Here is a 23122-nt window from a genome sequence, read left to right as displayed (position 1 = left end):
TCCCGACGTGCCTAAACAGCCAGATCGATTCGTTGCTGCCATTCCCGAACTCTACGCAGTCTTGATCGAGCTTCCTAGGTGGTAGCGTTGGACGCTTACCCTTGGGCAGCACTTTGTTCACAGTTTCCGGGTGGCCTTGTACTACCGCGCGGCCATGAAAGCCGAGGATATACAGCACAAACATCAATTGGCCCACGGCGGTCACGGTGAACCAAAAGGTCGCTGCGGCCTTCAGTGCGCGCGCAGGGCTGCTTTTTGGGAGCGGTGGGAAAGAAGTTGCAGTGGCAGTCGTCATGGCGTGGCTTCCTGGTTAAGTTGACTGCTTCAACTTAGATGCGCGCGTGGGAATGCGAAGCCTGGCCCACGGAATTTTGCGATGAACCACGGTTTGCTGGGCTTGAATGACGGGCATGAAGCGATTATCGTACTTGCATGCCTATTAACCCCGTCAACCCGGCCAACCGTTTGCCGCGCCGCCTGCCGACATTTCGACAGGGCGCCATTGCGCTTTTCATCGCGTTGCAATTGTCCTGGGGATTAAAGGCACTGTTTTCCACAGCCTTCCTGCCGGTATTTGCGCGCATTGGATTCATTGGCGCGGTTTTCCTGTTCGTGTTCTATGCCACGGCACGGCGCCACGCTGTGCTGCGCCTGCTGGCAATCGCGCTGCTGGCGCCGCTTGCTTCGATGGCCACTTTTATCGTCGCGGAGTGGCCGCATGTCGGGAAATACCTGGATAGGGTGGAGGGCGTGGGCGCGCTGGTCGTCCTGACGCTCGTTTCCTGGATATGCGGGCTGGTCTCGGCGGCGATCGCACTGCGCCTCGAACGCCTGGTTCGTGAACGGGACGACCGCGCCCGCGCGGCGAGTGAAAAGGATGCGCTCGAGCGCAGCTTGCTCGATGCTCGCCTGCGTTTGTTGCAGGCACAGATTGAGCCCCACTTCCTGTTCAATACGCTGGCAAATATCCAGGCCCTGGTCGAAGCAGGCTCGCCTAACGCGGCTCCCGTGCTGCGCCATTTGATCAACTACCTGCGCGCAGCCGGCCCACACCTTGCCGATGCAGACGCGACGCTGGGCCGGGAATTACAACTGGTGGAAGCCTATCTTTCGCTGATGCGGATGCGTATGCCTGACCGGCTCACATACACCTTGTCGGTTGCGCCGGAGCTGGCCAGCCTGCGCTTTCCCGCCATGGCTTTACTGACGCTCGTTGAAAACGCAGTCCGCCACGGCATAGATCCCACGACCGATGGCGGCCGTATCGATGTGGGCGCCAAGCGCGACCGCGGCACAGGAGCCGTCAACGTCTGGGTAGCAGACACCGGCTCAGGAATGCCGGAATCGGCCGCACCCGGTGCCGGCCTGGGCAATGTGCGTGCACGGCTGCGCGCCACCTTTGGCGACACGGCCCGTCTCGACCTGCATGAAGTCGCGCCACACGGACTGCGCGCAGAATGTCATTTCACAGTTAGGGAAACCGAATGCAGTCCATCACTGCCCTGATCGCAGACGACGAGCCATTGCTGCGCCAGCACCTGCGCGCGCAATTGCAGCGACTTTGGCCCGACCTGCGCGTCGTTGATGAAGCGCGTAACGGCTACGAAGTGCTCGAACTGTTTGACGTTCACCAGCCGGACATGGTGTTTCTAGACATCCAGATGCCTGGACTGAACGGAATCGAAGTGGCGCGGGCCCTGGCACGCCGTGCCCACCTCGTCTTTGTTACCGCATTTGAGCAGTACGCGATCCAGGCCTTCGAACAGGGGGCAATCGACTATCTGGTAAAGCCGCTCAATGGGCAACGGCTGGCCGATACTGTCGAACGGTTGCAGCAAAGGCTAGTGCACAAACAGGTCGATCACTCCGCGCTGGAACTGGCGCTTGGCCGCGTCGCGCAGGCAATGGGCAAGCAGCCGCAGCGCGCCTGGCTACAGTGGATCAAAGCGTCAGTTGGCACCAGCGTTCGCCTGATCCCTGTCGACCAGGTGGCCTACATTCGCGCCGAAGAAAAATACACGCTGGTCGCATGGGATGAGGGAGAAGCGCTGATAAGGAAAAGCATCCGCGAATTGGCCGAAGAACTAGACCCAGCACAATTCGTGCAAACCCACCGCTCGGTCATCGTCAACTTGAGGTATGTGCGCGAAATGATACGCGGAATGAACGAAACAGCCGAGCTTCACCTGCACGGCCGCAGCGAACTACTGCCGGTCAGCCGCAGCTATCTGCACCATTTCAGGCAAATGTAGAATCACCACACTATCGAATGAGGGATATGCAATGAACACGATCTTCATCACCGGCGCGGCGGGAGCACTTGGCAGCGCCGTCGCGCGAGCCTTCGATGCAGCCGGCGCCAATACCGTTCTCGTTGGAAGGGATACCGCGCGGCTGGAAGCTGCCTGTGGACCGGCGGGCGAACGCCGCATGTTTGCCGTCGCCGACCTGCGCGACGCAGCCTCAGTCGCCGCCGCGGTTGGTGCCGGTGCCGAACGCTTCGGCCGAATCGACGGCTTGTGCAATATCGCCGGCGGCTTCGCGATGGGCACGCCGGTGCATGCCACCGCCGATGCGCAATGGGACGAGCTGTTTGATTTGAATGTGCGCAGCCTGCGCAACGCCGTTGCCGCAGTGGTGCCCGGCATGCTGGACGGGCAGGGCGGCAAGATCGTGAATATCGCTTCCGGCTCGGCGCGCCAGGGCCTGGCGAATATGGGTGCCTACTGTGCCAGCAAGGACGTAGTGATCCGCCTCACCGAGTCGATGTCGGCTGAACTGCGCGGGCAGGGCATCAACGTCAACTGCGTCCTGCCAGGCACCATCGATACGCCGGACAACCGCGCCGCGATGCCGAACGCCGACCGCGGCAAATGGGTCATGCCGGAAGCGCTGGCTGACGTGATCCTCTACCTCTGCAGCCCCGCTGCCCGTGCCATCCACGGTGCGGCGATCCCTTGCACCTGATCAGTGGCACATGCCGTAGGCTTGCTTGTCCTCAAACCAGCGGTAGGTAAAGGTGCGGGAGACGTAGCGCTTCTCGCCGATGATGACGTCGGGCGGGGTCAGGTCGAAGCGTTTCGGCATTTTGCCTTTGATGATCAGGCGGTAGCGGAACTGGGTGTCGTCGCTGGTGCCGACGGCATACAGGGCCAGCGGCACACCGTTAACGATTTCGACGATCTCGGGCTTCGCGTTGGTCGGGCGCTGGTAGACGCTCAGCACCGTCGCGTTTTCAATCAGCGGGCCCTTCGGTTCGCTGACCTGGAAGTGGGCAGTGGCAAAGTGAACCTGGGTCGTGCGGGGCAGCATGTAGTTGACCCCGATCTCCATTCCGCCGTCGGCTGCTTGCGGCAGGACTGTCGTGGCAGCCACGGTAATTCCGCGCGGGAACTCAAAGGTATCGGCGTCGACCGGCGTGCCGCAATCCGGCGAAGTCGCCTGGTATAGCGCGGCAGGAGTATAAGTGTCACCGCAGCCGGCAAGGGCTAGCAGCAGGGCGAGTGGCGCGGCTTTGCGCATGGTGTGAACCTCTTCTTTCTGGTCCCACAGTTTACCCGACCGGCTAGCTGAGTGGTGCGCCGCCCGCTTTGGCGCAGTGTTAGTCTTGAACCAAAAGTAGCGACGGGAGGCACGCATGATCCACCATCTCGGTATCGTCGTTTCGGATTTCGTGCGCAGCGCGGCGCTTTATGATGCCTGCCTGGCGCCGCTTGGAATCCGGCGCTCAGTGTCTGACCTGGACTGGGCCATTTATGCCTCCGGCACCGGCCATCCTTTCCTGTGGGTAGGCGCGGAAATTCCCAGCTTTTGGGAAAGCGGTCACGAACCATCGCGCAGTCCCGTCCACCTGGCATTTTCCGCTCCGAACCGGGACGCGGTGAATGCGTTCTACCATGCGGCGATTGACCTGGGGGCCGAAGACAACGGCCCGCCAGGTCCACGCATCAGCGATGCAAACTTCTACAGCGCCTTCATTATTGACCTCGACGGCAATAACATCGAGGCCACCGTCCAGGAGAACTAGCCCCGCTTCAGCCGGCTGCGCACAGCGGCCGACTTCATCAGGGATTTCCATTTCTGCCGTTCGGCAATCCGTTCCAGTGCGGTTTGCTGGTTGCGCTGTACCTCGCGCCGCAGCTTGTGGAAGTTGTGCAGGCGGTCGGGATCGACATGGCCAAGCACAGCGCAGCCAGGTTCGCCTTCATGCCGGCAATCGCGGAATTGGCAGCCTGTCGCCAGCGAATCGATATCATCGAAGGCCGACGACAAGGATTCGGGACTCAGGCTGCGCAAGCCCGGGGTATCGATGATGCAGGCGCCGGAAGGGCACAGGTGCATCGACCGTGCTGTTGTCGTGTGGCGGCCGCGGTGATCGGTGCGCCGCACGCCGCCGGTTTCCTGCGCCGCTCCGGCCAACGCATTGGTCAGCGTCGATTTGCCGGCGCCGGACGAGCCGAGCAGGCAGATCGTCTGGCCCGCGCCCAGCCAGGGTGCCAGTTGGGCGACAGACTCCGGATCAGTGCCATTCACCAGCAGGAATTGCGTGCGCGGCGGGAGCCGTTCCGTCAGCGAGGCCACCAGCCTGTCGATGTCGGCGCCGAGATCGGGTTTGCTGAGGACGATCAGTGGCGTGACTTCGGCGGCTGCGGCCAACGCAAGGTAGCGTTCGATACGGCGCAAGTTGAAATCGCCGTCCAGCCCCATGACCAGCAAAGCGGTATCGATATTGCTGGCGATCGGTGGAGCATCTGCGCGTGCAAATTGATTCATTGGGGATAAACGATGATTTATCCACACCTCGTTTAATGAGTTGACCTCCGCGATTACCCAGTCGCCGACACAGAGCGGTGTATCGGCAAGCAGGCGGGGCAGGGCGCGTGCGTGCAGTTCCGCCGTGCCGTCGTGCAGGGTGATACGGTCGCGTTGGTATTCGGTGATGCGGTATAGCCGGCCGGCAGGGGCTTCAGCCAGGCGCGAAACGATGGTGTTGTTAAGTCCGATACTGCGTAATGCTTCGTAGTCGAAGTCGATCATGATGATGAGCGTTTTCCATAGGTGAACACAGCCAGCCACGCGCGGCGTGGCAAGCAGGAATAGTCTGGAAATGTCGGCGCCCGGCGGGGCGCTCTAGCTCAAACGCAGAAGGTCAGGCAGCCGACAGGAGGGCAATATCAAACGAACGCATGGCAAATCTCCTGTGGGTTGGTGGGTAAGCCGCCAGTGTCGCATTGGCGGCAAGGCAAGTCAATGCGGTGGCTCGCGGTCGACGGTACGGACTTCCGAGCACTCGGGTTGCAGTGCTTCCTCGATGGCTTCCAGCGCCAGGTGGGGCTGGGCAGCACCGCACATGAAGATGTCGGCGGCCGCAAAGCCGTTTTCCGGCCAGGTATGGATGGAAATATGGGATTCCGCCAGCAGTACCACGCCGGTCACGCCCAGCCCTGCGCCGAAACTGTGGAAGTGGCTGTGCAGCACCTGGGCGCCGGCCGCCGCTGCTGCACTGCGCAGCAATTGCTCAATCGCTGTGCAGTCCACCAGCAGGCTCGGATCGATGCCTGCCATGTCCGCGAGCAGGTGCGTGCCACTAGGTTGGTGAATGCTCACTTGTGGCCTCCGCCGCCGCCACCGCTGCCCCAGCTGCCGGAGCTGGAGGACCAGCTGCTGCCGCGATAGCCGCCGCCGCTGCTCGACGAAGGTTCGCTGATGAATTTGACCCAGCTTGTGCCCACGCTGAACATGCTCACCACCACGGCGTAGCCAAAGAATTTATTCATTTTTTGTTTTGCTCGTCGATTGCATCCAGCACCAATGCCGGCAGGTAAAGCGCCAGGGCGGCCACAATAGTGACGCCGAAGCTGGCGCCAAAGTTGAACAATAGCGGAATCGCGTTCAGTACCAGCATGCCGATGATCCAATTCTTGGCCGAGCGCGCATAGCGGCCCTTACCGGAATCTTGTGCAGCCGCGCTACCGGCCTTCGCTTCGCCTTTGACCGCATCGCCGAACCAGGCTTTGAGCTGATCCCAGGCGACCGGAGTCGAGCGCGACCAGCCAAGTTCGGTGGTCGTGATTTCGGCCGCCAGCGTGACTTGCTGGCGTTTGAACTCGTAGACGTGGGTATGGTCGCCCACCTGCACGCGCCAATTGAAGGCGCCGGCCGCGTAGGTGACGACGGAGTTGTAGTCATACAGCTTGCTGTAGTCGGCCTTGTCGAAGGTGACCGATTGGGAATCCAGTACTTTCGCCTCCGGCCACTGGTCCATCACATTCGCGCGCGACCAGCCGTCCTCGGTCTCTACCAGCCAGGTAAAGCCGTTCCGGCTGCCGTACAGCAGGTATTCGGTCCAGCCGCTGCCTTCGTCGTCGGCACGGCGCATCACGCCGATTACGGTGAAGTCCTGGTTACCCAGCTTGCCGCTGGAACCCAGCGGCAGCGTGAAGCGCTCCTTCTCTTGCCGCTCGCCCATTGCGATGACTTCCGCTTTCGGGCCGCCCGCGTCGATCTGGGTTTGGCAGGATTGGCAAACCAGGCTGGCCGTCAAGCCGGGCAGGTATTTGATCTGGGTACCGCAGTTCGGACATTCCAGCGCATCGAGCTTGCCGCGGTAACGGCCGGTGGTGCGTTTGATTTCGTCGACATCGCGCAGCAACTGGGCCTGCATGCCCTCCAGTGTGACTGCGATACCGGTGTACATCAGCGGCGGGCCGTCGTCGGAGTAGTCGAGTGTGATGAAATGGTCGGCGCGGCGGAAGTCCGCGACTTTCGCTTGCCAGCCGTCGCCTACCTTGAACGGCAGTTCGCCCTGGCCGCCAACGCATTGCGCGGTCCTGACGTCGGCCGACATATAGCGCGCGCCAACCAGCTGGTAGGGCTTGCCGGGGACGATGTCTTCAAAGGCCGGCAGCTGCGAGTCGGGTTTGCGCAGGGTGGTTACCGTGTACTGGCCCGACGCATCGCCCAGCCAACCGCTGGTGGCGTCGTCGAAGACGATGAACCACTCGTTCCACATGCCGGCGTCGTACTTAAGCTGGATGCGGCCCACCACATTGAAATTGCGGCCGCCCAGCACGCCGCTGGTGCCGACCTGGATCGGGGAATAGTCCTCCAGCACGGAGGAAATCTTGCCCAGGTCTTTGACCGCGCCGGCTTCCTTCAGTACACGCGTGTTGCAGTACTCGCACACCGCCATGACGGAGGCGTGCGAGCGGAAGTTAACCTCTGCGCCGCAGCTAGGGCAGGAAACGGTTTGCATGCGGCCTGGCTTATCCGATCAGTTTCTTGAGCAATTCAGCCTTGGTGGCGTCGTAATCGGCTGCCGAGATCAGGCCCTTGTCCAGCAGGGCTTTCAGCTTGCCGAGGCGGTCTTCGATCGATTCCTGCGCCGGCGCGGCCGGAGCTGCTTCTGGAGCAGGAGCTGGTGCCGCGCCCGGGTTCAGCGCCTGGCCCATGGCCTGGCCCATCACCTGGCCGACGGTCAGGCCGGCACCAAGGCCGGCGCCGATGCCCGCTAGGCCGCCTTCGTTGCCGGCAGCCAGAGGGATCGATTGCGCCACCTGGTATTTGGTGTAGCCGGCCATCTTGGCATCGCTCATGCCGCCCTTCATGCCGGCGGAGATACGCTCGTCCAGCGCGGCTTGCAGTTCTTCCGGCAGGCTGACGCTGGCGACATTGAATTCATCCAGGCCGATGCCGTAGCGCGCGAATGCGTCGGCCAGGCCGCCTTTGACTTCCTGCGCCATCAGGGCCTGGTTGGCCGCCATGTCGAGGAATGCGATCTGCGAAGCACCCAGCGAGTTGGCCATGGAGGCCAGCAGGATGCCGCGCAGCTGGTCTTCCACGTCGTCGCGGGTGTAAGTGCTGCGGGTGCCGCTCAATTCGGTGAAGAACTTGCGCGGATCGGTTACGCGGTAGGAGTACATGCCGAAGGCACGCACGCGGATCATGTCGAAATCCTTGTCGCGGATCGTGATCGGCTGCGGGGTGCCCCACTTGCGGCCGGTCTGCACGCGGGTGCTGAAGAAATAGACATCCGACTTGAACGGCGAGTCGAACAGCTTGTCCCAGTTTTTCAGGTTGGTCAGCAGCGGCAGGTTTTGCGTGGTGAGCTTGTGGGTACCAGGTCCGAACACGTCGGCGATCTGGCCTTCGTTGACGAATACTGCGACCTGCGACTCGCGCACGATCAGCACGCCGCCGTTCTGGATTTCGAAGTCCTGCATCGGGTAGCGCCAGGACAGTACGCCTTCCGTTTCTTCATTCCACTGCAGTACGTCGATAAACTGCTTCTTGATAAAGCTGCCGATACCCATGATGTGACCTCTTAGGAAATGCAGGCGGCATTGATGCCGCCGATGGAAAGCGAAATAGTGCCGAGCAGGCCGCCAAAGGCGCTGTTGTCGGCTTCAATCTGGTCTTGCGCCATTTTCAGGCAGTGCGTCGTAACAGCATAGCCGAGCGCTTGCACGACCATCGCGCCGACGGCCCAGGCCAGGAACTGCTGCCAGTTATTGGTATGCAGGATGCTCGATGCGATGGTCATCGAAAAGCCCAGCATGGCCCCGCCCAGCGACAGGGCTGCGGCGTGGTTGCCCTGCCGGATCAGTTTTACTTCGTCATAGGGCGTCAGCCAGGTATAGGCTTTGAAGAAGACTACCAACAACAGCGCGGCCAGTGCCAAGTGGACCAGATAATTTAGGATGGCGTTCACGTCGATCCCCGGTTAAAGTGACAAGCTTGTAGCAAAAGAAACATATTAGAACAAAAGCACTCAAATGACCAAAAAGATTCTCATTGTTTCAGTCTTCGTCGTCGCTTCCTGCGGACTTGCCTACGAATTAATCGCCGGTGCTCTTTCCAGCTACCTGCTGGGCGACTCGGTGCTGCAATTCTCCACCATTATCGGCTGCTACCTGTTTGCGATGGGCGTCGGGGCCCATTTTTCCAAATATGTGAAGGACGAAGACGTGTTGGCGCGCTTCGTCGACATCGAATTGGCGGTTGGCCTGGTCGGCGGCCTGTCGGCTGCGGTGCTGTTCATGACTTTTGCATTGGCTTCCGCGCCGTTCCGCACGTTGCTGTACACGATGGTATTCCTGGTAGGGGCCATGGTGGGCATGGAGATTCCGCTGGTGATGCGGGCCTTGAACTCGCGCCAGACGGAATTCAGTGAGCTGGTCAGCCGGGTGCTGACCTTCGACTACCTTGGCGCGCTGGCCGTGTCGCTGCTGTTCCCGCTGGTGCTGGCGCCGCAACTTGGACTGGTGCGCACCGGTTTCCTGTTCGGGATGCTGAATATCGCGGTCGCGCTGTGGACAATTTACGTTTTTCGCACAGAGCTTGCGAACGTGACAGGCCGTTTGCTGCGCGCCAGCGCGGTGATGCTGGCGCTGGTGGTCGGCTTCAGCGGCGCGGACCGGCTGACCGGCTGGGGCGAGCATGGCTTGTTCGGCGATGAGATCGTGTATTCGACCAGCACGCCGTACCAGCGCCTGGTCATCACCAAATGGAAGGACGACCTGCGGTTGTACATCAACGGCAACCTGCAGTTTTCGTCGCGCGATGAGTACCGTTACCATGAGGCGCTGGTGCATCCGGTGATGGGCGCGCTGCCGTGGGCCAGGCGGGTGCTGATCCTGGGCGGCGGCGACGGCCTGGCGCTGCGTGAAGTTTTGCGTTATCCACAGGTGGAACACGTGACGCTGGTGGACCTGGACCCTGCGATGACTGCAGCGTTTACCAGCCGCGACGAGCTGGTGGCGCTGAACAAGGGCTCTTTCCGCGACAAGCGCGTCACCGTGGTGAATGCCGACGCGGCGATCTGGCTGCAGCAGAACCAGGATATGTTCGATGCGGCGATCGTCGACTTCCCCGATCCTTCCAGTTTTGCGCTGGGCAAGCTGTATTCGGTGCCGTTCTATGGTGTGCTGAAAAAGCATATCGCGGCTAACGGGCTGGTTGTAGTGCAGGCGACATCGCCGTTCTTTGCACCGCATGCTTACTGGACGGTCGATGCAACGCTGCGTGACGTGGGCATGCGCACCTGGCCGTATCACCTGTATGTGCCATCGTTTGGCGAATGGGGCTTCATCATGGCCTCGCCGCAGCTTGAATACCGGCCGCCCGAGTCGTACAGCCTTCCGATGCGCTTCCTGAACGCGGAAACCACGCGCGCCATGTTTGCCTTCCCGCCGGATATGAAACCGCTGCCGATGGCGCCGAACCGGCTCAACACCCAATCGCTGGTGCATGAATTCGAACAGGACTGGCGCAGGGTGATTCGCTGATGCTGCGCCGTTCTTTCCTGGCCTGGGCCGCGGCCAGCGGCGCTACCGCGGCGGCCAGCGTGGCGGGCTACCTGCGCTGGCAGGAGATAACGCCGGCAGTGAATGCCCCGGGGCGGGAGGAGGGCCACTTCCTGCGCGACCGCAAGCCTTTGCCTGCGCCTTCGCAGGCGCTGTCGACGGACGTGCTGATCCTCGGTACCGGTATCGCCGCACTGACAGCGGCCTGGCAGTTGCGCAAGCAGGGGCATGATGACTTCCTGATGCTCGATGGGCCGGAACCGTATGGCAATGCGGCCGGCGGGCATTTTGGTTCGCTGGTTTATCCAACGGGTGCGCATTACCTGCCGCTGCCGACCGAGGAATGCGCCCACGTGCGCGAATTGCTGGCGGACCTGGGGGTGATCCAGCGTGGGGCCACGTCGCGCAAGCCCTACTACGATGAGCGCTTCGTGCTGCATGCACCGGAAGATCGGCTGCTGTTCAACGGCGTCTGGCAGGAAGGCGTCTTGCCGCATGAAGGCGTGCCGGATGCCGACCTGGCCGAGCACAAGCGCTTCTTTGCGCAGGTGGAGGTGTTGCGCGGCGCGGTCGGGGCGGATGGGCGGCGCCGATTTACCTTCCCCAGCGAGCATTCGTCGACCGATGCGGAATCGATGCAGCTTGATGGCATGAGCTTTGGCACGTGGCTGGCGCAGCACGGCTATCGGGCACCCTCCCTGCTTTGGTACATGGATTACTGCTGCCGCGACGATTACGGCGCGGGAGTCGATGCGGTATCTGCTTGGGCGGGGTTGCATTATTTCTGCGGGCGCGGCGGCGAAGCGGAGAACGCGGAGCCGGGTTCCTGGCTGACCTGGCCGGAGGGACTGCAGGCGCTGGCAAGCGGGATGGAGCGGCTGGCGCGGCCAAAGCGGCTTGCGGGCAGCGCGGTGCGAGTGCACACGGACGGCGCCGCTGGCGTGGAGGTGCTTTGCTTTGCGCTGGAACGCGGCGTGGCACGCACGTTCACGATTCGTGCGCGGCGCGTTATTTCGGCCATGCCGCTGCATGTTGCGGCGAGGGTTGTGGAAAACATGCCGGATGTCCACAAGCAGATCCACGCACCCTGGATGGTGGCAAATTTCCTGATGAAGCGTTTTCCACGGGAGTTGCCGGAGGTGCCGTTGTCCTGGGATAACGTGGTGCATGGCACGAAGGGCCTGGGTTACGTGGTGTCGACCCACCAGGATATTCGCGTGGCGCCGCCTGAGAAAACCGTCTTCACCAGCTACGTGGCGCTGGCCGACCGCGATCCGCGCGAGGCACGCAAGTGGATGACGGCTGCCAGCGGCGACGAATTGCTGGCGCTGGCGAGCGTTGACCTGAAAGCAGCCTACGGCGCGCAATTCGAGCGCTGCGTCGAGCGTGTGGACATTACCTTGCGCGGCCATGCGATGGCAGTGCCGGTGCCTGGATTCCGCGGTGATGCGGGTCTGAAGGCGTTACGCGAGATGGACGGTCCGGTGCTGTTTGCGCACTCGGACCTGAGTGGCTTCTCGGTGTTCGAGGAAGCGTCCTGGTGGGGATACCGCGCAGCGCAGCGGGCACTGCGCGGTTAGCTGCCGGGTCAGGCCGCCGGCGGCAAGGTGTTGGAGTAGACCGAAGCGCCGTCCAGGTCCCTGAGGTCGATGGTGAACGCTTTCGTCAATGGGTCGACGTTCACTTCACCGAAGAACTGGAAACCGGCGAATGGTGAAAGGTTGGACTGTCCGGCGGGTGGGGCTTTCTGGAATTTGACCTGTGGCCCGAACGTGGCGTCCAGGGCGTTGGGGCCGAAAGTACCTGCGTTCAGCGGGCCTGCAACGAACTCCCAGAATGGCGAAAAGTCGGTGAACTGGGCCTGCGCCGGATCGTAGTAATGGGCGGCGCAGTAGTGCACGTCGGCAGTTATCCACACCACGTTCTTGATCGGCTTGATGTCGCGCAGCAGGCCGGCCATTTCGATTTCGCGGCCCAAAGGCACGCCATCATTGCCGTTGGCGATTGCTTCCCAGCGTGCGGTGCCGCCGGCGTCCTTGCCGTCGGGCACCTGCAGGCCGATCGGCATGTCGGCGGCAATCACTTTCCACGTTGCGGTTGATTGCGCGAGCGAGTCCTTGAGCCATTTGACTTGTGCCGGGCCAAGGAAGGCGCTTGCGTCGCTCTCGACGGCTTGCAGGTTGGTGCTGTTCGGGCCGCGATACGAGCGCATGTCGAGGACGAACACGTCAAGCAAGGGGCCGTAGGGAATCCGCCGGTAGACGCGCTGCGATTCAGGCTGGTCGCCCCAGCGCATCGGGGCGTATTCCAGGAAGGCTTGTCTGCCGCGCGCGATCAGCGTCTGGATATTTTTCTCGGTGTAACGGGTGTCGCCTCCCAGGTCCTTCGACGCCGACCAGTTGTTGGTGACTTCGTGGTCGTCCCACTGCCATATCTGCGCTACTTCGGCGTTGAAACGGCGGACATTCTCGTCCATCAGGTTGTATCGGTAGCGGCCGCGGAATTCATTGAGCGTTTCGGCGACTTTCGACACTTCCGGGGTAACGATGTTCTTCCAGATGCGGCCATTTTCCGCTTTGGTTTCGGCGCTGATCGGCCCATCGGCATAAATATTGTCGCCGCTGTGGACAAAGAAGTCCGGCTGGCGCTTGCGCATGGCTTCGTAGATCTTCATGCCGCCAAATTCGGGATTGATGCCCCAACCCTGGCCTGCGGTATCGCCGCTCCACACGAAACGCACCGGGCGTTTGCCGTCCGGCGATGGGAGGGTGCGGAAACTGCCTGTCGCGAGTTCGCTGCCGATTTTCAGGTCGGTGGCGCTGTCGTAGGAGACGCGCAGGAATATCTTCTCGCCGGAAGGCAGTCCGGTCAACTCAATACGGCTGGTGAAATCGCTTGCCTCGGTGGCAGTCGGGCCGATCACCTGGCGTGGATTAAGGAAGCTTTCAGTGGTATCGAACTCCACGCGCATGCGGGCCGGGCGGTCGGAACGTGCCCATACCATGGCGCGGCCATCAGCGATGTCGCCGATCTGGAATCCATACGGCAGCTTGGGACGTTCGGATTCGGAAGCAATGATGTTCGGCGCTGCCGTGGAGCTGCCGGAGCCGCAACCTGCCAGGCCGAACGCTGCGCTGCCTACTGTGAATGCCCCGCTGTGGGTGAGGAAGCGTCGGCGGGTATAGCCGGGATTCGTCATATTGAAACCTCATTGATGTTGGACGGTACATCAATGTATTTTCCGAATGTGACGGGCAAATGAAGAAAGGCCTCTTCGTGCTCGAAGAGGCCTTTTTGGGGAGAGGCGGGATTACTTGGCTGCAGGAGCTGCTGCCGGTGCAGGCGCCGCGGCCGTGACTGGGGCCGGGCTCGCCTTCACTTCGGACTTGGTTTCAACAGGCTTTTCGGCCTTCTTGTGGGTGCTCTTGTGAGTGGTTTTCTTTGCCACTTTTGCTTCGGTCTTGGTTTCTGCTTTGGCTTCTACTTTGGCTTCAGCGGCTGGCGCTGCTGCCGGCGCCGGAGCAGCTGGAGCAACCGGGGTGGTAGCGAAAGCAGCGGAAGCGAACAGGCCGGCGATCAGGGTAGCGATGGTCTTTTTCATGGTGTGTGTCCTTTAAGTCGAGTTTGGGGCTGCGCGATTGGCAAAGATTACTTGGCTGCCGGGGTTGCGGCAGGAGCTGGAGCAGGAGCAGGAGCTGCAGCCGGTGCAGGCGCCGCGGCCGTGGTCGCAGCCGGGCTCGCCTTCACTTCAGACTTGGTTTCAACAGGCTTTTCCGCCTTCTTGTGTGCTGCTTTGTGCACGGATTTCTTCTCGACTTTTGCTTCGGTCTTGGCTTCTGCTTTTGCTTCTACCTTGGCTTCGGCCGCAGGAGCTGCCGCCGGCGCCGGAGCGGCTGGAACAACAGGGGTGGTAGCGAATGCAGCGGTAGCGAACAGGCCGGCGATCAGGGTAGCGATGGTCTTTTTCATGGTATGTGTCCTTTTAATCAGTAGTCTTAAATTCGGTTTGGCGAGGATTACTTGGCTGCTGGAGCGGCGGATGGCGCAGGCGCAGCTGCGGGGGTGGCGCCCGCCTTCACTTCGGTTTTGGTTTCAGCAGGCTTTTCAGCCTTCTTGTGCGTGCCTTTGTGTTCGATTTTCTTCTCGACTTTCGCGTCTACCTTGGCTTCAGCCTTGGCGCTGGTGGCTGCCACGGCTGCCGCAGGAGCTGCTGCTGGCGCTGGAGTGGTTGGGGCAACCGGAGTGGTAGCGAAGGCAGCGGTAGCAAACAGGCCGGCGATCAGGGTAGCGATGGTCTTTTTCATGGTGCGTGTCCTTTGGAAGAATTTGTATAAATCGTTTAGCTAATTATTCGATTACTTTCTTTCAGCTGCAGGCTTTTGAACTTCCTGCTTAACTTCTTGTTTGACCTCGGCTTTGACTTCGGCCTTGACTTCAGCTTTGACTTCCGGGACCGCTGGGGTAGCTGGGGCAGGAGTTTGTTGTGCGAATGCGGCGCTTGCGAACAGGCCGGCGATCAGGGTTGCGATGACTTTTTTCATTTTTAAATCCTCACTATTTAGTTGATCTTGTGTAGCGCACTGTTTCCTGTGTCACTGAGCTGAAAACGGGTTCACTCAGCAGTGTGTTGACCGTCATTACAAACCCTTACATTTGTCGCAGATTTACAAAACTTTACGCAGGACTCATCGAAGCGACATGCCGGCTCCCTAAAGTGGCCCTACCCACAAACCTTTATCAGGAGATGTCATGAACAAGAAGTCCTGGATCGCAATTGCCGCTGTTGTTGCCGCCCTGGGTGGTTCCGGAGCTTATGCCGGTGCAGACCATGCAGGCGGCCAGGGCCACGTCCACGGCCATGGCCATAGTCCGTGGACGATGGATGCCGCACAGGCGGACAAGCACATCCAAACAATGGTGGCGCACATCCTGCCCGATGCGACGGAGGCCCAGAAATCGCGCCTGGCCGAAATCGCCAAGGCCTGCTTCAACGACGTGAAGCCGATCCACCAGCAATTGCAGGAGGGGCATGAGGCGATGTCGCGCCAGCTCTCCCAGCCGGCGATCGACCGCGCTGCGCTGGAGGCCCTGCGCGCCGACCATGTGCAGAAAATGGACCTGATGTCGCGCCGCGTGCTGGCGGCGGCGATGGATGCCGCCGAAGTGCTCTCGCCGGAACAGCGCACCAGGTTCAATGGGGCCTTGCACATGATGGCGACGAGCCATATGGGGAGTCATTAAGTTATAGTTTCAACCATGTCCCAACCCCTTGTCCTCATCATCGACGACGACCAGCGCCTGGCGGCCATGGTTGAAACCTACCTGGCCCAGAATGGCCTGCGCGTGGAGCATGCCTGTACCGCGCAGGCGGGATTGGATCGGCTGGCGCAGGCCGCGCCGGGCAGTTTCTCCGCCTTGATCCTGGACCTGATGTTGCCCGACCTCGATGGGTTGGAGGTCTGCCGCCGCCTGCGCGGCATGCCGCAACCGCTGCGCAGCCTGCCCGTGCTGATGCTGACGGCCAAGGGGGATCCGCTGGATCGTGTCATCGGCCTGGAGCTTGGGGCCGACGACTATTTGCCCAAGCCATTCGAGCCGCGCGAGTTGCTGGCGCGCTTGCGTGCCCTGTTGCGCCGTCCGACCCTGGCAGGCCCGGCCGGGGCCTCGGGCGCCGAACCGCCGTTGCGCTTCGGGCGCCTTGAAATCGACCCCGGCGCACGCATTGCGCGTGTCGATGGCGCCGAGCGCCCGCTGACGGCTTACCAGTTCGATCTTTTGATGGCCTTCGCCCACAGCGCCGGCCGCGTGTTGTCGCGCGAACAGTTGATCGATGCGCTCAAAGGCGGCGCGCTGGAGCCATTTGACCGTTCCATTGACGTTCATGTGGGCCGAGTGCGCGCGGCGATCGAAGATGATCCCAAGGCACCGCGCCGCATCATCACCGTGCGCGGCGCCGGTTATGTCTTCGCGAAAGTCCAGGATGCGTAGCCTCGGCTCGCGCATGTACGTGCGCATTTACGCGACGCTGCTGGCCTGCATCCTGCTGGCCGTCCTGATGTTCGGCTACATCCACTTCTGGTTCGCTCCGCCGCGTCATATGCCGCGCAATGCCACCATGGCGGTGACGCTGCTGCTACTGATGATCGCGATTGTGATTGCGGCGGGCGCCTATCCGGTCGTGCGGCGGATAACGCGCAGGCTGGAGCAACTGCAGGGCAGTGTGCAGGCTTGGGGGCGTGGGGACCTGGCCGCGCGCGTCGATGCCAAGGGCTCGGACGAAGTGGCGCAACTGGCGGCCAGCTTCAACGATTCGGCCGCGCGCATCGAGGCGCTGGTGGAGGCGCAAAAATCCTTGCTGGCCAACGCGTCGCATGAACTGCGGTCGCCTTTGGCGCGGATCCGCATGGCGGTCGAACTGCTGCAGGATTCAGCCAGTCCGTCGATACGCCAGGAATTGGCACGAAATATTGCGGAGTTGGACCAGTTGATCGATGAAGTCTTGCTGGCCAGCCGGCTCGATGCGGTGCCGCAGGATGGTGCGGCACCGGAAGAGGTGGACTTTACCGGTATCGTCGCCGAAGAGTGCGCGCGGCTTGATGCTGCGCTGGACGGGGGCGCAGGCGTCGTGCGCGGCGATGCGACGCTGTTGCGCCGCATGGTGCGCAACCTGCTCGAAAACGCCCGGCGCCATGGCGGCGAGGCCGAGGTGAGCGTGATGCTGGCCGGCGCTGCGGGCGGAACCATGCTCGATGTTTGCGATCGGGGTCCGGGTGTACCGGCGGCCGAGCGTGAGCGCATCTTTCAGCCGTTCCATCGGCTTCCCGGGGCATCGGAGAAGGCGGGCAGCGTCGGGCTGGGCCTGTCGCTGGTGCGCCAGATTGTCCGCCGCCATGGCGGCGAGGTCGAATGCCTGCCAAACGGCGAGCATGGCGCGTGCTTCCGGGTTACGCTCCCGTCAGGCGGTCAGCCATCCGTTTGATGGCGCGCAGCTGGCGGCCGCCCTGCACCGAGTAGTCCGGATCGTCGTAGCCCCACCAGTCCCAGCACGCTTTGGGATTGGGCATCGGGCTGATTGCCGCCGTTTGCGGATAGAGCACCACGATGCGGTTGGTGTCGGCCCAGGCGTTGTAGCCGGCGTGGCGGGCATAGGTATCTTTCAAGGTGCCGATGTCCTGCATGCAGCCGTGCAGGGCGATGTGCAGCTTGCAGCCCGCGCCGCCGGTTTCGCAACCCGGTGGAATGTAGACATAGCCGGTGTTGGCCATGCCGTGCGTGGTGGGCGAAGGGAGGAATTCGGACTGGTCGAATTCCTGCAGCTTGCCCGCCGGGGCGGCGTTGTCGGCGCGCGCTTTCAGCGGTCCGTAAATCCATTGCAGCAGGCCGCCGGCCGCGTCGAAGCCGCAATTGCTGATGAACGGCGCGGCCAGTGCGTCGCACTTGTTGCCATAGCTGTCGGTCGGCATGGCATGGCCGGCGGCCAGGTCGTTCTTGTATTGAAGCTGTGCGGCGGGAATGAAGGCTGCGTAGTATTTCGCCAGGTCGGCCATCGCGGCCGGCGGCACCAGCTTGTCGAGGGTGCCGGAGAACATCCATACGCGATGCGAGGCCAGTTTCGCGACCGGATCGACCTGGCCGGCCTCGGCGCGCTTGCGGGTCACCGCCGCCAGCTCGCCGACGTCGGCGCCTTTGCAGCTTCCGATGGCGTTCATCATGCTGCCTTGCGCGCAGTAATAACTGCCGCCGGCGATGATGCCTGCGCCAACCACGCTGCCGGAGTAGGCGACCTGGTATTGCACCGCCATGAAGGCACCCGACGACAGGCCGGATATCGATACCTGCTGCGCTTTCATCGCGGGCAGCGGCGCCGGCCCGGCCACGGCTTGTGCGGCGGCCAGCGTCAACGTGCAGCCTGCAATTGTCATACAATCGGAAATTCGAACGTACCGGAAGAGACTACCCATGCCATCTATCCTCACCAAGTTTGCAGCGCTGTCCGCGCTGAGCCTAAGCGCTGCTGCTGCCTTTGCACAGGCACCTGCCGCGCAACCTGCAGCCGCCCCCAGCGCCAATGCGCCGGCGGCGAGCTGCCCCGCCATCCTGAAACAGTCCTTCAACCGCCTGCAGGACGATGCGCCGCAGGACCTGTGCCAGTACGCCGGCAAAGTGATCCTGGTGGTCAACACGGCCAGTTTTTGCGGCTATACCCCGCAGTACAAAGGACTGGAAGAAGTGTATGCGAAATACTCGGGAAAAGGTCTGGTCGTGCTGGGCTTCCCGTCGAATGATTTCGGCAGGCAGGAACCTGGCAGCAGCAAGGAGATCTCTGACCTCTGCTACAACACTTATGGCGTGAAGTTCCCGATGTTCGCCAAGTCCGTGGTGTCGGGCGAGGCGCCGAATCCGTTCTATGCGAAGCTGATCAAGGCGACCGGCAGGACGCCGGCCTGGAACTTCCATAAATACCTGATCGATCGCAAGGGCAATGTGGTCGAGAGCTTCCCGAGCAAGGTCAAACCGGATGACAAGGCGCTGGTTGAAGCGCTCGAGAAGGCCCTCGCGGGCTGATTACGCGGCGGCGGCCACCGGCGCGGAGGCGAGGGCGAAGCCTTCATCCAGCCAGCCGGTGATCCCTCCGGTCATGATCTTCACCGGACGGCCAAGCTTGGCCAGCCGGATTGCCGCCCGCGCTGCGCCGTTGCAGTGCGGGCCGGCGCAGTAAGTGACAAACACGGTCTCCGGCGGGTATCCGGCCAGTTTGGAGCCGATAATCTTGCGCTGCGCCAGGTCCACCGCGCCGGGCACGTGACCGGCTGCAAATTTCTCCGTTCCCCGTACGTCGAGCAGCACGAAATCCTGCTGCGCGGTGCCCATCACGCTGTGGACATCCCAGCAATCGGTTTCAAATCGCAGCGAATCTTCGAAGTGAGCGAGGGCGTCGGCACTCGGGGCGGCGGCGATTTCGGTGACGATGGATGGCATCTGGATTCTCCTGTAGCGGTTGAAAGTGGCTCCATTGTCGGCCGCCGGCTCCGCCCCAGGCAGTGGCGCGAATGCCATATTGCGTTAAGATTGCGCCATGAGCGCGAAAAAACACCTGGTCGTGGCGCTGGCCTACGACGGCCTGTGCACCTTCGAATTCGGCTGCACGGTCGAATTGTTTGCCCTCGATCGTCCGGAGCTGGGCGTTGACTGGTACGACTTTGCCGTTTGCGCTGTCGAGCAGGGGCCGATCCGCGCGGCGGGCGGCATTGTGGTGCAGGCACCTTACGACCCCTCGCTGCTGGAGCGCGCCGACACCATCGTGATTCCAGGCTGGCGCGATGCCGACGAAAAGCCGCCGGAAGCCCTTCTGACGCAAATCCGTGCTGCCCACGCACGCGGCGCTCGCCTGTGCACCATCTGTTCCGGCGTTTTCATCCTGGCTGCTGCCGGCGTGCTCGATGGGCTGCGCGCCACCACCCACTGGCGCTACGTTGAACGTCTGGAGCGCCGTTATCCGCGCATCCGTGCGCTGGCGGACGACCTGTATGTCGACGAAGGGCAAATCATTACCTCGGCCGGCTCGGCCGCGGGACTGGATATGCTGCTGCACCTGGTGCGGCGCGATTACGGCGCGCGCGTCGGCAATATGGTGGCGCAGCGGCTGGTGGTGGCGCCGCATCGCGAAGGCGGCCAGGCGCAGTTCCTGCCGCGGCCTATGGCCCATGATGAGCAGGGCAGGCTGTCGCGCCTGATGGACTGGCTGCGCAGCCATCCGGCCGAGCCCCACACCGTGGCCAGCATGGCCGAGCGCGCGGCCATGAGCCCGCGCACCTTGCAGCGCCAATTCCAGGACGCTACCGGCATGGGAGCGGTCGACTGGCTGTCACGCGAGAGGGTAGCGATTGCGAAGGATTTGCTGGAATCACCCGATATTGCGCTGGCCCAGGTAGCCGAGCGGGCGGGTTTCGGGTCGGAAGAGTCGCTGCGCCACCATTTCCGCCGCATTGCCTCGACCACGCCGGGCGCATACCGGCGTGCTTTCCTTGTCACGGCCAATCGTGCGGCATAAGCTGAGGGCTCACTTCACAAGGAGATTCACATGGCTTATGTCGATGGCTTCATTGTGCCGGTCCCCCGCAGCAAAATGGATGCATACCTGGAGATGTCGCGCCAGTGTGCCAAGGTGTGGCGCGAATACGGCGCCACGGAATACCGCGAAACTGTGGCTGACGACGTGAAAGTGGGCGTTCACACTTCCTTCCCGCAAGCGGTCAAGCTGGAGGACGGCGAAGTGGTTGTGTTCTCGTGGATTATCTATCCCTCGCGCCAGGTGCGCGATTCCTGCAACGAGAAGGTGATGGCAGACCCGCGCATGAAGGAAATGATGGATCCCGCCAAGATGCCGTTTGACGGCAAACGGTTGATCTATGGCGGCTTCGAGATGCTAATCGACCTGTAGGCTGGCGCGCATCGCGCCGCGCAGGGAATTGCAGACCATGATTTCCTCCGCGGCCAGCAGCATGCCGCGCGTGACGATGCGTTCTTGCGCGCCCCAGGCTTCGAGGATCACGGCGCGCATCACGCCCGGCAAGATGCCGGTGGATAAAGGCGGCGTTATCCACATGCCGTCGATGCGGAGGAAGACATTGCTCCGACCTCCCTCCGTCAACTCGCCACGCTCATTGAAGAACAGCTTGTCGAAGGCGCCCTGGGCATCGGCGGCTTTCCATGCCGCGTCATAGCGTTCGCGAATGGTCGATTTATGGCGCAGGAAAAGGTCGCTGCTGTCGGTTGCGTCGTCGGACAACAGCACGCGTACTGGTTCCTGCAAGGGCGTGAGAGCAGCGGTTTGGACGGCGAAAGCACCGGCACTGTTCATGGCGAGCCGCAGGCGGTGTGCTTGGCCGGCGGGCAGGGCCTGGCAGGCCAGTGCGAGGTAGGCGCGCGCGGCTGCTTCGTCCCAGGCGAAGCCGAAGTAGCGTGCGGAGGCCTGCAGGCGTTGCAGGTGGCGCCCCAGGTGGCGCGGGCCGGCTTCGCGCGTGGCGTACATGGTTTCGAACAGTTCGAAATCATTCGGCAGGCCGGTCAGGAAGCGGGCCTTCAACTGGCATTCGGCGAATTCGTCGTGCGGTTCGCTATCGTAGACAATGCCGGCGCCGACCCCCATTACACCCTCGCGAATACCGTTTTGCTGCGCTTGCAGCGTGAGCGTGCGGATCGGGACGTTCAGGCAGAAATCCCCATCCGGGGCGAACCATCCGATGGCGCCGGTGTAGATGCCGCGCGCCTCCGGCTCCAGCTCGGCGATGATTTCCATGGTGCGCTTCTTGGGCGCGCCGGTGATGGAGCCGCATGGGTAAAGGGCGGTGAAGATGTCCTGCAGCGTGGCGCCCTGGCGCAGGCGGGCCTGCACGGTGGAGGTCATTTGCAGCACGCTGCTGAAACGCGTAACCTCGAACAGCTTAGGTACTTCGACGCTGCCGGTAGCGGCCACGCGGCCGATGTCGTTGCGCAGCAGGTCGACGATCATCAGGTTCTCGGCGCGATTCTTCGGGTCGGCTGCCAGGGCGGCTGCGCGGCGTGCGTTTTCCGGTTCGTCGGGTGCTGCAGGGGCGGTGCCTTTCATCGGGCGCGCGGTCAGCGTGCAGCCTTCCCTGCGCACGAACAGTTCCGGCGACAGCGACAGCACGGCGCGGCCGTCTTCAAAGCCGATCAGGGCGCCATATGGCACGGGCTGGCGGGCGCGCAAGCGCTGGTAGAGCGCGAATAGCGAGCCGAAGGCGTCGAAGTGCAGGCGGTAGGTGTAGTTGACCTGGTAGGTGTCGCCGGCGGCGATGTAATCGCGGATGCGCTCGATGGCGTCGACAAACTGCGCTTCGCTCACGTTGGGGCGGATATCCGCCACGCCGGCGGGAGCTGCAGCGGGACCGGCCTGCGCCGCCAGCCAATCGGCCACCTCGGATTGCGACAGCTCGTCGCAGCGCTCGAACAGCAGTATTTGCGCCAGCGGCGGCGCGCCGGGCGCGGCGGCGCGCGGCGCCACCCCCACGATATGGTGGCCCAATTCGTAGCTGAGCACCGGCACCGCATGCAAGCCGCGGGCGAGCGCCTGCTCCATCCCTGCCAATACACCCGGCCAGCCGGCGAAATCGCTGCAGGCGAGGGTGGCCTTATGTCCGGTGTAGAGGCGGGATGGACGGCCAGCGCCGCTGGCTGGATCGACGCTAGCGTCGTCCAGCAAAGCAAAGGACAAGCAGTTCAATTCAAGAGCAATGCAATCTGTATGGCGGCATCCTGCGAAGGATTCGACTTGAAGCCGCTCTTGGCGTAACGGTGCCAGCGGCCCAGTACGAAGCTGACCAGCAGCCCGGCGCGGGCAGTCACGTCAGCCTCATGGGCCTGGCCTTCGGCCGCTGCAGCACGCAGCGCCTGTTTCAGTGCCAGTTCCACGCGGTCGTAAAACTGGTTCATGCGCTGCTGCAGGCGCTCGTCCTCGTTGACCAGCGCATCGCCGATCAGCACCCGGGTCATGCCCGGATTACTGCTGGCGAAATGCAGCAGCATGCCCAGGATGTCGCGCGCCTGGGACAGGCCGTCCGCCTGTTTGTCGGCGATCTGGTTGATCAGGCCGAACACGGTGGACTCGATGAATTCGATCAGCCCCTCGAACATCTGGGCCTTGCTGGCGAAATGGCGGTACAAGGCCGCCTCGGATACATCCAGCTTGCGCGCCAGCGCAGCCGTGGTGATCTTTTCTCCTTTAGGATGCTCCAGCATTTCAGCCAGTGCCTGGAGGATTTGCAGCTTGCGCTGTCCGGGCTGTGTACTTGCCATGG

The 23122-nt window shown here is 62.4% G+C and carries 29 protein-coding genes; 12 read left to right on the top strand and 17 right to left on the bottom strand.

Annotation, left to right across the window (positions count from 1 at the left end; translation table 11 throughout):
- On the bottom strand, positions 1-295 hold a 295-nt coding region (locus ASD07_RS31635), incomplete at its 3' end, for a hypothetical protein (RefSeq protein ID WP_229207084.1).
- A 170-nt stretch (positions 296-465) separates the two neighbouring features.
- Here ASD07_RS31635 and ASD07_RS07400 point away from each other — a divergent pair.
- From ASD07_RS07400 to ASD07_RS07390, 3 genes are read left to right on the top strand one after another with little or no spacing between them, the layout of a single operon-like run.
- On the top strand, positions 466-1506 hold the full coding sequence (locus ASD07_RS07400; RefSeq protein ID WP_162246543.1) for a sensor histidine kinase: 1041 nt from the start codon (positions 466-468) through the stop codon (positions 1504-1506).
- Entirely contained in the window at positions 1485-2252 is a 768-nt protein-coding gene (locus ASD07_RS07395) for a LytTR family DNA-binding domain-containing protein (protein ID WP_055927320.1), read from the top strand. Before ASD07_RS07400 ends, ASD07_RS07395 begins: the two co-directional genes overlap by 22 nt.
- A 31-nt stretch (positions 2253-2283) precedes the next feature.
- On the top strand, positions 2284-2967 hold the full coding sequence (locus ASD07_RS07390) for an SDR family NAD(P)-dependent oxidoreductase (RefSeq protein ID WP_055927317.1): 684 nt from the start codon (positions 2284-2286) through the stop codon (positions 2965-2967).
- Here the strand turns inward: ASD07_RS07390 and ASD07_RS07385 are convergent, their stop codons facing one another.
- A complete protein-coding gene (locus tag ASD07_RS07385; protein ID WP_055927314.1) occupies positions 2968-3522 on the bottom strand; it encodes a hypothetical protein in 555 nt (184 codons plus the stop codon).
- Between the two features lie 115 nt (positions 3523-3637).
- Between ASD07_RS07385 and ASD07_RS07380 the strand changes: the two genes are divergently transcribed.
- Positions 3638-4027, top strand: coding sequence for a VOC family protein (locus tag ASD07_RS07380; protein ID WP_055927311.1), 390 nt, complete (start codon positions 3638-3640; stop codon positions 4025-4027).
- On the opposite strand, the gene rsgA is transcribed toward ASD07_RS07380, so the two are convergent.
- The 6 genes from rsgA to ASD07_RS07355 all read right to left on the bottom strand — a co-directional run bounded on the left by rsgA (position 4024) and on the right by ASD07_RS07355 (position 8710).
- Complete coding sequence (rsgA, locus tag ASD07_RS07375) at positions 4024-5037, bottom strand: ribosome small subunit-dependent GTPase A (RefSeq protein WP_055927309.1); 1014 nt, start codon at positions 5035-5037, stop codon at positions 4024-4026. The two genes, ASD07_RS07380 and rsgA, sit on opposite strands and share 4 nt — an antisense overlap.
- A gap of 210 nt (positions 5038-5247) precedes the next feature.
- Positions 5248-5607, bottom strand: a complete 360-nt coding sequence (gene speD, locus ASD07_RS07370; protein WP_055927306.1) for an adenosylmethionine decarboxylase — start codon at positions 5605-5607, stop codon at positions 5248-5250.
- A complete protein-coding gene (locus ASD07_RS31370; RefSeq protein WP_200953774.1) occupies positions 5604-5777 on the bottom strand; it encodes a hypothetical protein in 174 nt (57 codons plus the stop codon). Before ASD07_RS31370 ends, speD begins: the two co-directional genes overlap by 4 nt.
- Positions 5774-7255 carry a DUF4178 domain-containing protein gene (locus ASD07_RS07365; RefSeq protein WP_055927302.1) on the bottom strand — a complete coding sequence of 494 codons (1482 nt, stop codon included), beginning with the start codon at positions 7253-7255 and terminating at the stop codon, positions 5774-5776. The genes ASD07_RS31370 and ASD07_RS07365 overlap by 4 nt, the downstream gene beginning before the upstream one ends.
- Positions 7256-7265: 10 nt before the next feature.
- Positions 7266-8312, bottom strand: coding sequence for an SPFH domain-containing protein (locus ASD07_RS07360; protein ID WP_055927299.1), 1047 nt, complete (start codon positions 8310-8312; stop codon positions 7266-7268).
- 11 nt (positions 8313-8323) lie between these two features.
- Positions 8324-8710 (bottom strand): DUF350 domain-containing protein, encoded by a 387-nt coding sequence (locus ASD07_RS07355; RefSeq protein ID WP_055927296.1) that lies wholly within the window; start codon positions 8708-8710, stop codon positions 8324-8326.
- 64 nt (positions 8711-8774) lie between these two features.
- On the opposite strand from ASD07_RS07355, the gene ASD07_RS07350 reads away from it, so the two are divergent.
- Together ASD07_RS07350 and ASD07_RS07345 are read left to right on the top strand one after the other, a co-directional pair.
- Positions 8775-10286, top strand: coding sequence for a polyamine aminopropyltransferase (locus tag ASD07_RS07350; protein ID WP_055927292.1), 1512 nt, complete (start codon positions 8775-8777; stop codon positions 10284-10286).
- Positions 10286-11884 (top strand): NAD(P)-binding protein, encoded by a 1599-nt coding sequence (locus ASD07_RS07345; RefSeq protein WP_055927290.1) that lies wholly within the window; start codon positions 10286-10288, stop codon positions 11882-11884. Before ASD07_RS07350 ends, ASD07_RS07345 begins: the two co-directional genes overlap by 1 nt.
- Before the next feature lie 8 nt (positions 11885-11892).
- Here ASD07_RS07345 and ASD07_RS07340 read toward each other — a convergent pair whose 3' ends face one another.
- The 5 genes from ASD07_RS07340 to ASD07_RS07320 all read right to left on the bottom strand — a co-directional run bounded on the left by ASD07_RS07340 (position 11893) and on the right by ASD07_RS07320 (position 14845).
- Positions 11893-13503 (bottom strand): alkaline phosphatase, encoded by a 1611-nt coding sequence (locus tag ASD07_RS07340; RefSeq protein ID WP_055927288.1) that lies wholly within the window; start codon positions 13501-13503, stop codon positions 11893-11895.
- A gap of 111 nt (positions 13504-13614) precedes the next feature.
- Entirely contained in the window at positions 13615-13905 is a 291-nt protein-coding gene (locus tag ASD07_RS07335) for a hypothetical protein (protein ID WP_055927286.1), read from the bottom strand.
- Positions 13906-13952: 47 nt separating this feature from the next.
- The gene (locus ASD07_RS07330) at positions 13953-14273 is read right to left on the bottom strand and encodes a hypothetical protein (RefSeq protein WP_055927284.1); all 321 of its coding nucleotides are present in this window, start codon (positions 14271-14273) and stop codon (positions 13953-13955) included.
- Positions 14274-14320: 47 nt separating this feature from the next.
- Entirely contained in the window at positions 14321-14608 is a 288-nt protein-coding gene (locus tag ASD07_RS07325) for a hypothetical protein (RefSeq protein WP_055927280.1), read from the bottom strand.
- 51 nt (positions 14609-14659) lie between these two features.
- Positions 14660-14845 (bottom strand): hypothetical protein, encoded by a 186-nt coding sequence (locus tag ASD07_RS07320; RefSeq protein ID WP_055927277.1) that lies wholly within the window; start codon positions 14843-14845, stop codon positions 14660-14662.
- A 208-nt stretch (positions 14846-15053) separates the two neighbouring features.
- On the opposite strand from ASD07_RS07320, the gene ASD07_RS07315 reads away from it, so the two are divergent.
- From ASD07_RS07315 to ASD07_RS07305, 3 genes are read left to right on the top strand one after another with little or no spacing between them, the layout of a single operon-like run.
- Positions 15054-15545 carry a Spy/CpxP family protein refolding chaperone gene (locus ASD07_RS07315; protein ID WP_055927274.1) on the top strand — a complete coding sequence of 164 codons (492 nt, stop codon included), beginning with the start codon at positions 15054-15056 and terminating at the stop codon, positions 15543-15545.
- A 15-nt stretch (positions 15546-15560) separates the two neighbouring features.
- The gene (locus ASD07_RS07310; protein ID WP_055927271.1) at positions 15561-16292 is read left to right on the top strand and encodes a response regulator; all 732 of its coding nucleotides are present in this window, start codon (positions 15561-15563) and stop codon (positions 16290-16292) included.
- Entirely contained in the window at positions 16264-17283 is a 1020-nt protein-coding gene (locus tag ASD07_RS07305; RefSeq protein WP_229207083.1) for a HAMP domain-containing sensor histidine kinase, read from the top strand. The genes ASD07_RS07310 and ASD07_RS07305 overlap by 29 nt, the downstream gene beginning before the upstream one ends.
- On the opposite strand, the gene ASD07_RS07300 is transcribed toward ASD07_RS07305, so the two are convergent.
- Positions 17249-18226, bottom strand: a complete 978-nt coding sequence (locus ASD07_RS07300) for a PHB depolymerase family esterase (RefSeq protein ID WP_055927265.1) — start codon at positions 18224-18226, stop codon at positions 17249-17251. The two genes, ASD07_RS07305 and ASD07_RS07300, sit on opposite strands and share 35 nt — an antisense overlap.
- Positions 18227-18263: 37 nt before the next feature.
- Between ASD07_RS07300 and ASD07_RS07295 the strand changes: the two genes are divergently transcribed.
- A complete protein-coding gene (locus ASD07_RS07295; protein ID WP_055927261.1) occupies positions 18264-18869 on the top strand; it encodes a glutathione peroxidase in 606 nt (201 codons plus the stop codon).
- On the opposite strand, the gene ASD07_RS07290 is transcribed toward ASD07_RS07295, so the two are convergent.
- The gene (locus tag ASD07_RS07290; protein WP_055927258.1) at positions 18870-19283 is read right to left on the bottom strand and encodes a rhodanese-like domain-containing protein; all 414 of its coding nucleotides are present in this window, start codon (positions 19281-19283) and stop codon (positions 18870-18872) included.
- A gap of 97 nt (positions 19284-19380) precedes the next feature.
- On the opposite strand from ASD07_RS07290, the gene ftrA reads away from it, so the two are divergent.
- A complete protein-coding gene (gene ftrA / locus ASD07_RS07285; protein WP_055927255.1) occupies positions 19381-20355 on the top strand; it encodes a transcriptional regulator FtrA in 975 nt (324 codons plus the stop codon).
- Positions 20356-20385: 30 nt separating this feature from the next.
- The gene (locus ASD07_RS07280; RefSeq protein ID WP_055927253.1) at positions 20386-20745 is read left to right on the top strand and encodes a DUF1428 domain-containing protein; all 360 of its coding nucleotides are present in this window, start codon (positions 20386-20388) and stop codon (positions 20743-20745) included.
- Here the strand turns inward: ASD07_RS07280 and pabB are convergent.
- The gene (gene pabB / locus ASD07_RS07275; RefSeq protein WP_055927250.1) at positions 20731-22548 is read right to left on the bottom strand and encodes an aminodeoxychorismate synthase component I; all 1818 of its coding nucleotides are present in this window, start codon (positions 22546-22548) and stop codon (positions 20731-20733) included. The genes ASD07_RS07280 and pabB overlap by 15 nt on opposite strands.
- Entirely contained in the window at positions 22545-23120 is a 576-nt protein-coding gene (slmA, locus tag ASD07_RS07270; RefSeq protein ID WP_055927247.1) for a nucleoid occlusion factor SlmA, read from the bottom strand. Before slmA ends, pabB begins: the two co-directional genes overlap by 4 nt.
- Positions 23121-23122 lie beyond the last annotated feature (2 nt).

The organism is Duganella sp. Root336D2 (assembly GCF_001425005.1).
Lineage (GTDB): Bacteria > Pseudomonadota > Gammaproteobacteria > Burkholderiales > Burkholderiaceae_D > Rugamonas.
This window is presented reverse-complemented; position numbering and strand designations above follow the sequence as displayed.

Bases quoted from the DNA above. Each gene is read 5' to 3' on its own strand.
- ASD07_RS07395 (WP_055927320.1), top strand. From the start codon at position 1,485: ATGCAGTCCATCACTGCCCTGATCGCAGACGACGAGCCATTGCTGCGC.
- ASD07_RS07390 (WP_055927317.1), top strand. From the start codon at position 2,284: ATGAACACGATCTTCATCACCGGCGCGGCGGGAGCACTTGGCAGCGCC.
- ASD07_RS07385 (WP_055927314.1), bottom strand. From the start codon at position 3,522: ATGCGCAAAGCCGCGCCACTCGCCCTGCTGCTAGCCCTTGCCGGCTGC.
- ASD07_RS07380 (WP_055927311.1), top strand. From the start codon at position 3,638: ATGATCCACCATCTCGGTATCGTCGTTTCGGATTTCGTGCGCAGCGCG.
- rsgA (WP_055927309.1), bottom strand. From the start codon at position 5,037: ATGATCGACTTCGACTACGAAGCATTACGCAGTATCGGACTTAACAAC.
- ASD07_RS31370 (WP_200953774.1), bottom strand. From the start codon at position 5,777: ATGAATAAATTCTTTGGCTACGCCGTGGTGGTGAGCATGTTCAGCGTG.
- ASD07_RS07365 (WP_055927302.1), bottom strand. From the start codon at position 7,255: ATGCAAACCGTTTCCTGCCCTAGCTGCGGCGCAGAGGTTAACTTCCGC.
- ASD07_RS07360 (WP_055927299.1), bottom strand. From the start codon at position 8,312: ATGGGTATCGGCAGCTTTATCAAGAAGCAGTTTATCGACGTACTGCAG.
- ASD07_RS07350 (WP_055927292.1), top strand. From the start codon at position 8,775: ATGACCAAAAAGATTCTCATTGTTTCAGTCTTCGTCGTCGCTTCCTGC.
- ASD07_RS07345 (WP_055927290.1), top strand. From the start codon at position 10,286: ATGCTGCGCCGTTCTTTCCTGGCCTGGGCCGCGGCCAGCGGCGCTACC.
- ASD07_RS07340 (WP_055927288.1), bottom strand. From the start codon at position 13,503: ATGACGAATCCCGGCTATACCCGCCGACGCTTCCTCACCCACAGCGGG.
- ASD07_RS07335 (WP_055927286.1), bottom strand. From the start codon at position 13,905: ATGAAAAAGACCATCGCTACCCTGATCGCCGGCCTGTTCGCTTCCGCT.
- ASD07_RS07330 (WP_055927284.1), bottom strand. From the start codon at position 14,273: ATGAAAAAGACCATCGCTACCCTGATCGCCGGCCTGTTCGCTACCGCT.
- ASD07_RS07325 (WP_055927280.1), bottom strand. From the start codon at position 14,608: ATGAAAAAGACCATCGCTACCCTGATCGCCGGCCTGTTTGCTACCGCT.
- ASD07_RS07320 (WP_055927277.1), bottom strand. From the start codon at position 14,845: ATGAAAAAAGTCATCGCAACCCTGATCGCCGGCCTGTTCGCAAGCGCC.
- ASD07_RS07315 (WP_055927274.1), top strand. From the start codon at position 15,054: ATGAACAAGAAGTCCTGGATCGCAATTGCCGCTGTTGTTGCCGCCCTG.
- ASD07_RS07310 (WP_055927271.1), top strand. From the start codon at position 15,561: ATGTCCCAACCCCTTGTCCTCATCATCGACGACGACCAGCGCCTGGCG.
- ASD07_RS07305 (WP_229207083.1), top strand. From the start codon at position 16,264: ATGTCTTCGCGAAAGTCCAGGATGCGTAGCCTCGGCTCGCGCATGTAC.
- ASD07_RS07300 (WP_055927265.1), bottom strand. From the start codon at position 18,226: ATGACAATTGCAGGCTGCACGTTGACGCTGGCCGCCGCACAAGCCGTG.
- ASD07_RS07295 (WP_055927261.1), top strand. From the start codon at position 18,264: ATGCCATCTATCCTCACCAAGTTTGCAGCGCTGTCCGCGCTGAGCCTA.
- ASD07_RS07290 (WP_055927258.1), bottom strand. From the start codon at position 19,283: ATGCCATCCATCGTCACCGAAATCGCCGCCGCCCCGAGTGCCGACGCC.
- ftrA (WP_055927255.1), top strand. From the start codon at position 19,381: ATGAGCGCGAAAAAACACCTGGTCGTGGCGCTGGCCTACGACGGCCTG.
- ASD07_RS07280 (WP_055927253.1), top strand. From the start codon at position 20,386: ATGGCTTATGTCGATGGCTTCATTGTGCCGGTCCCCCGCAGCAAAATG.
- slmA (WP_055927247.1), bottom strand. From the start codon at position 23,120: ATGGCAAGTACACAGCCCGGACAGCGCAAGCTGCAAATCCTCCAGGCA.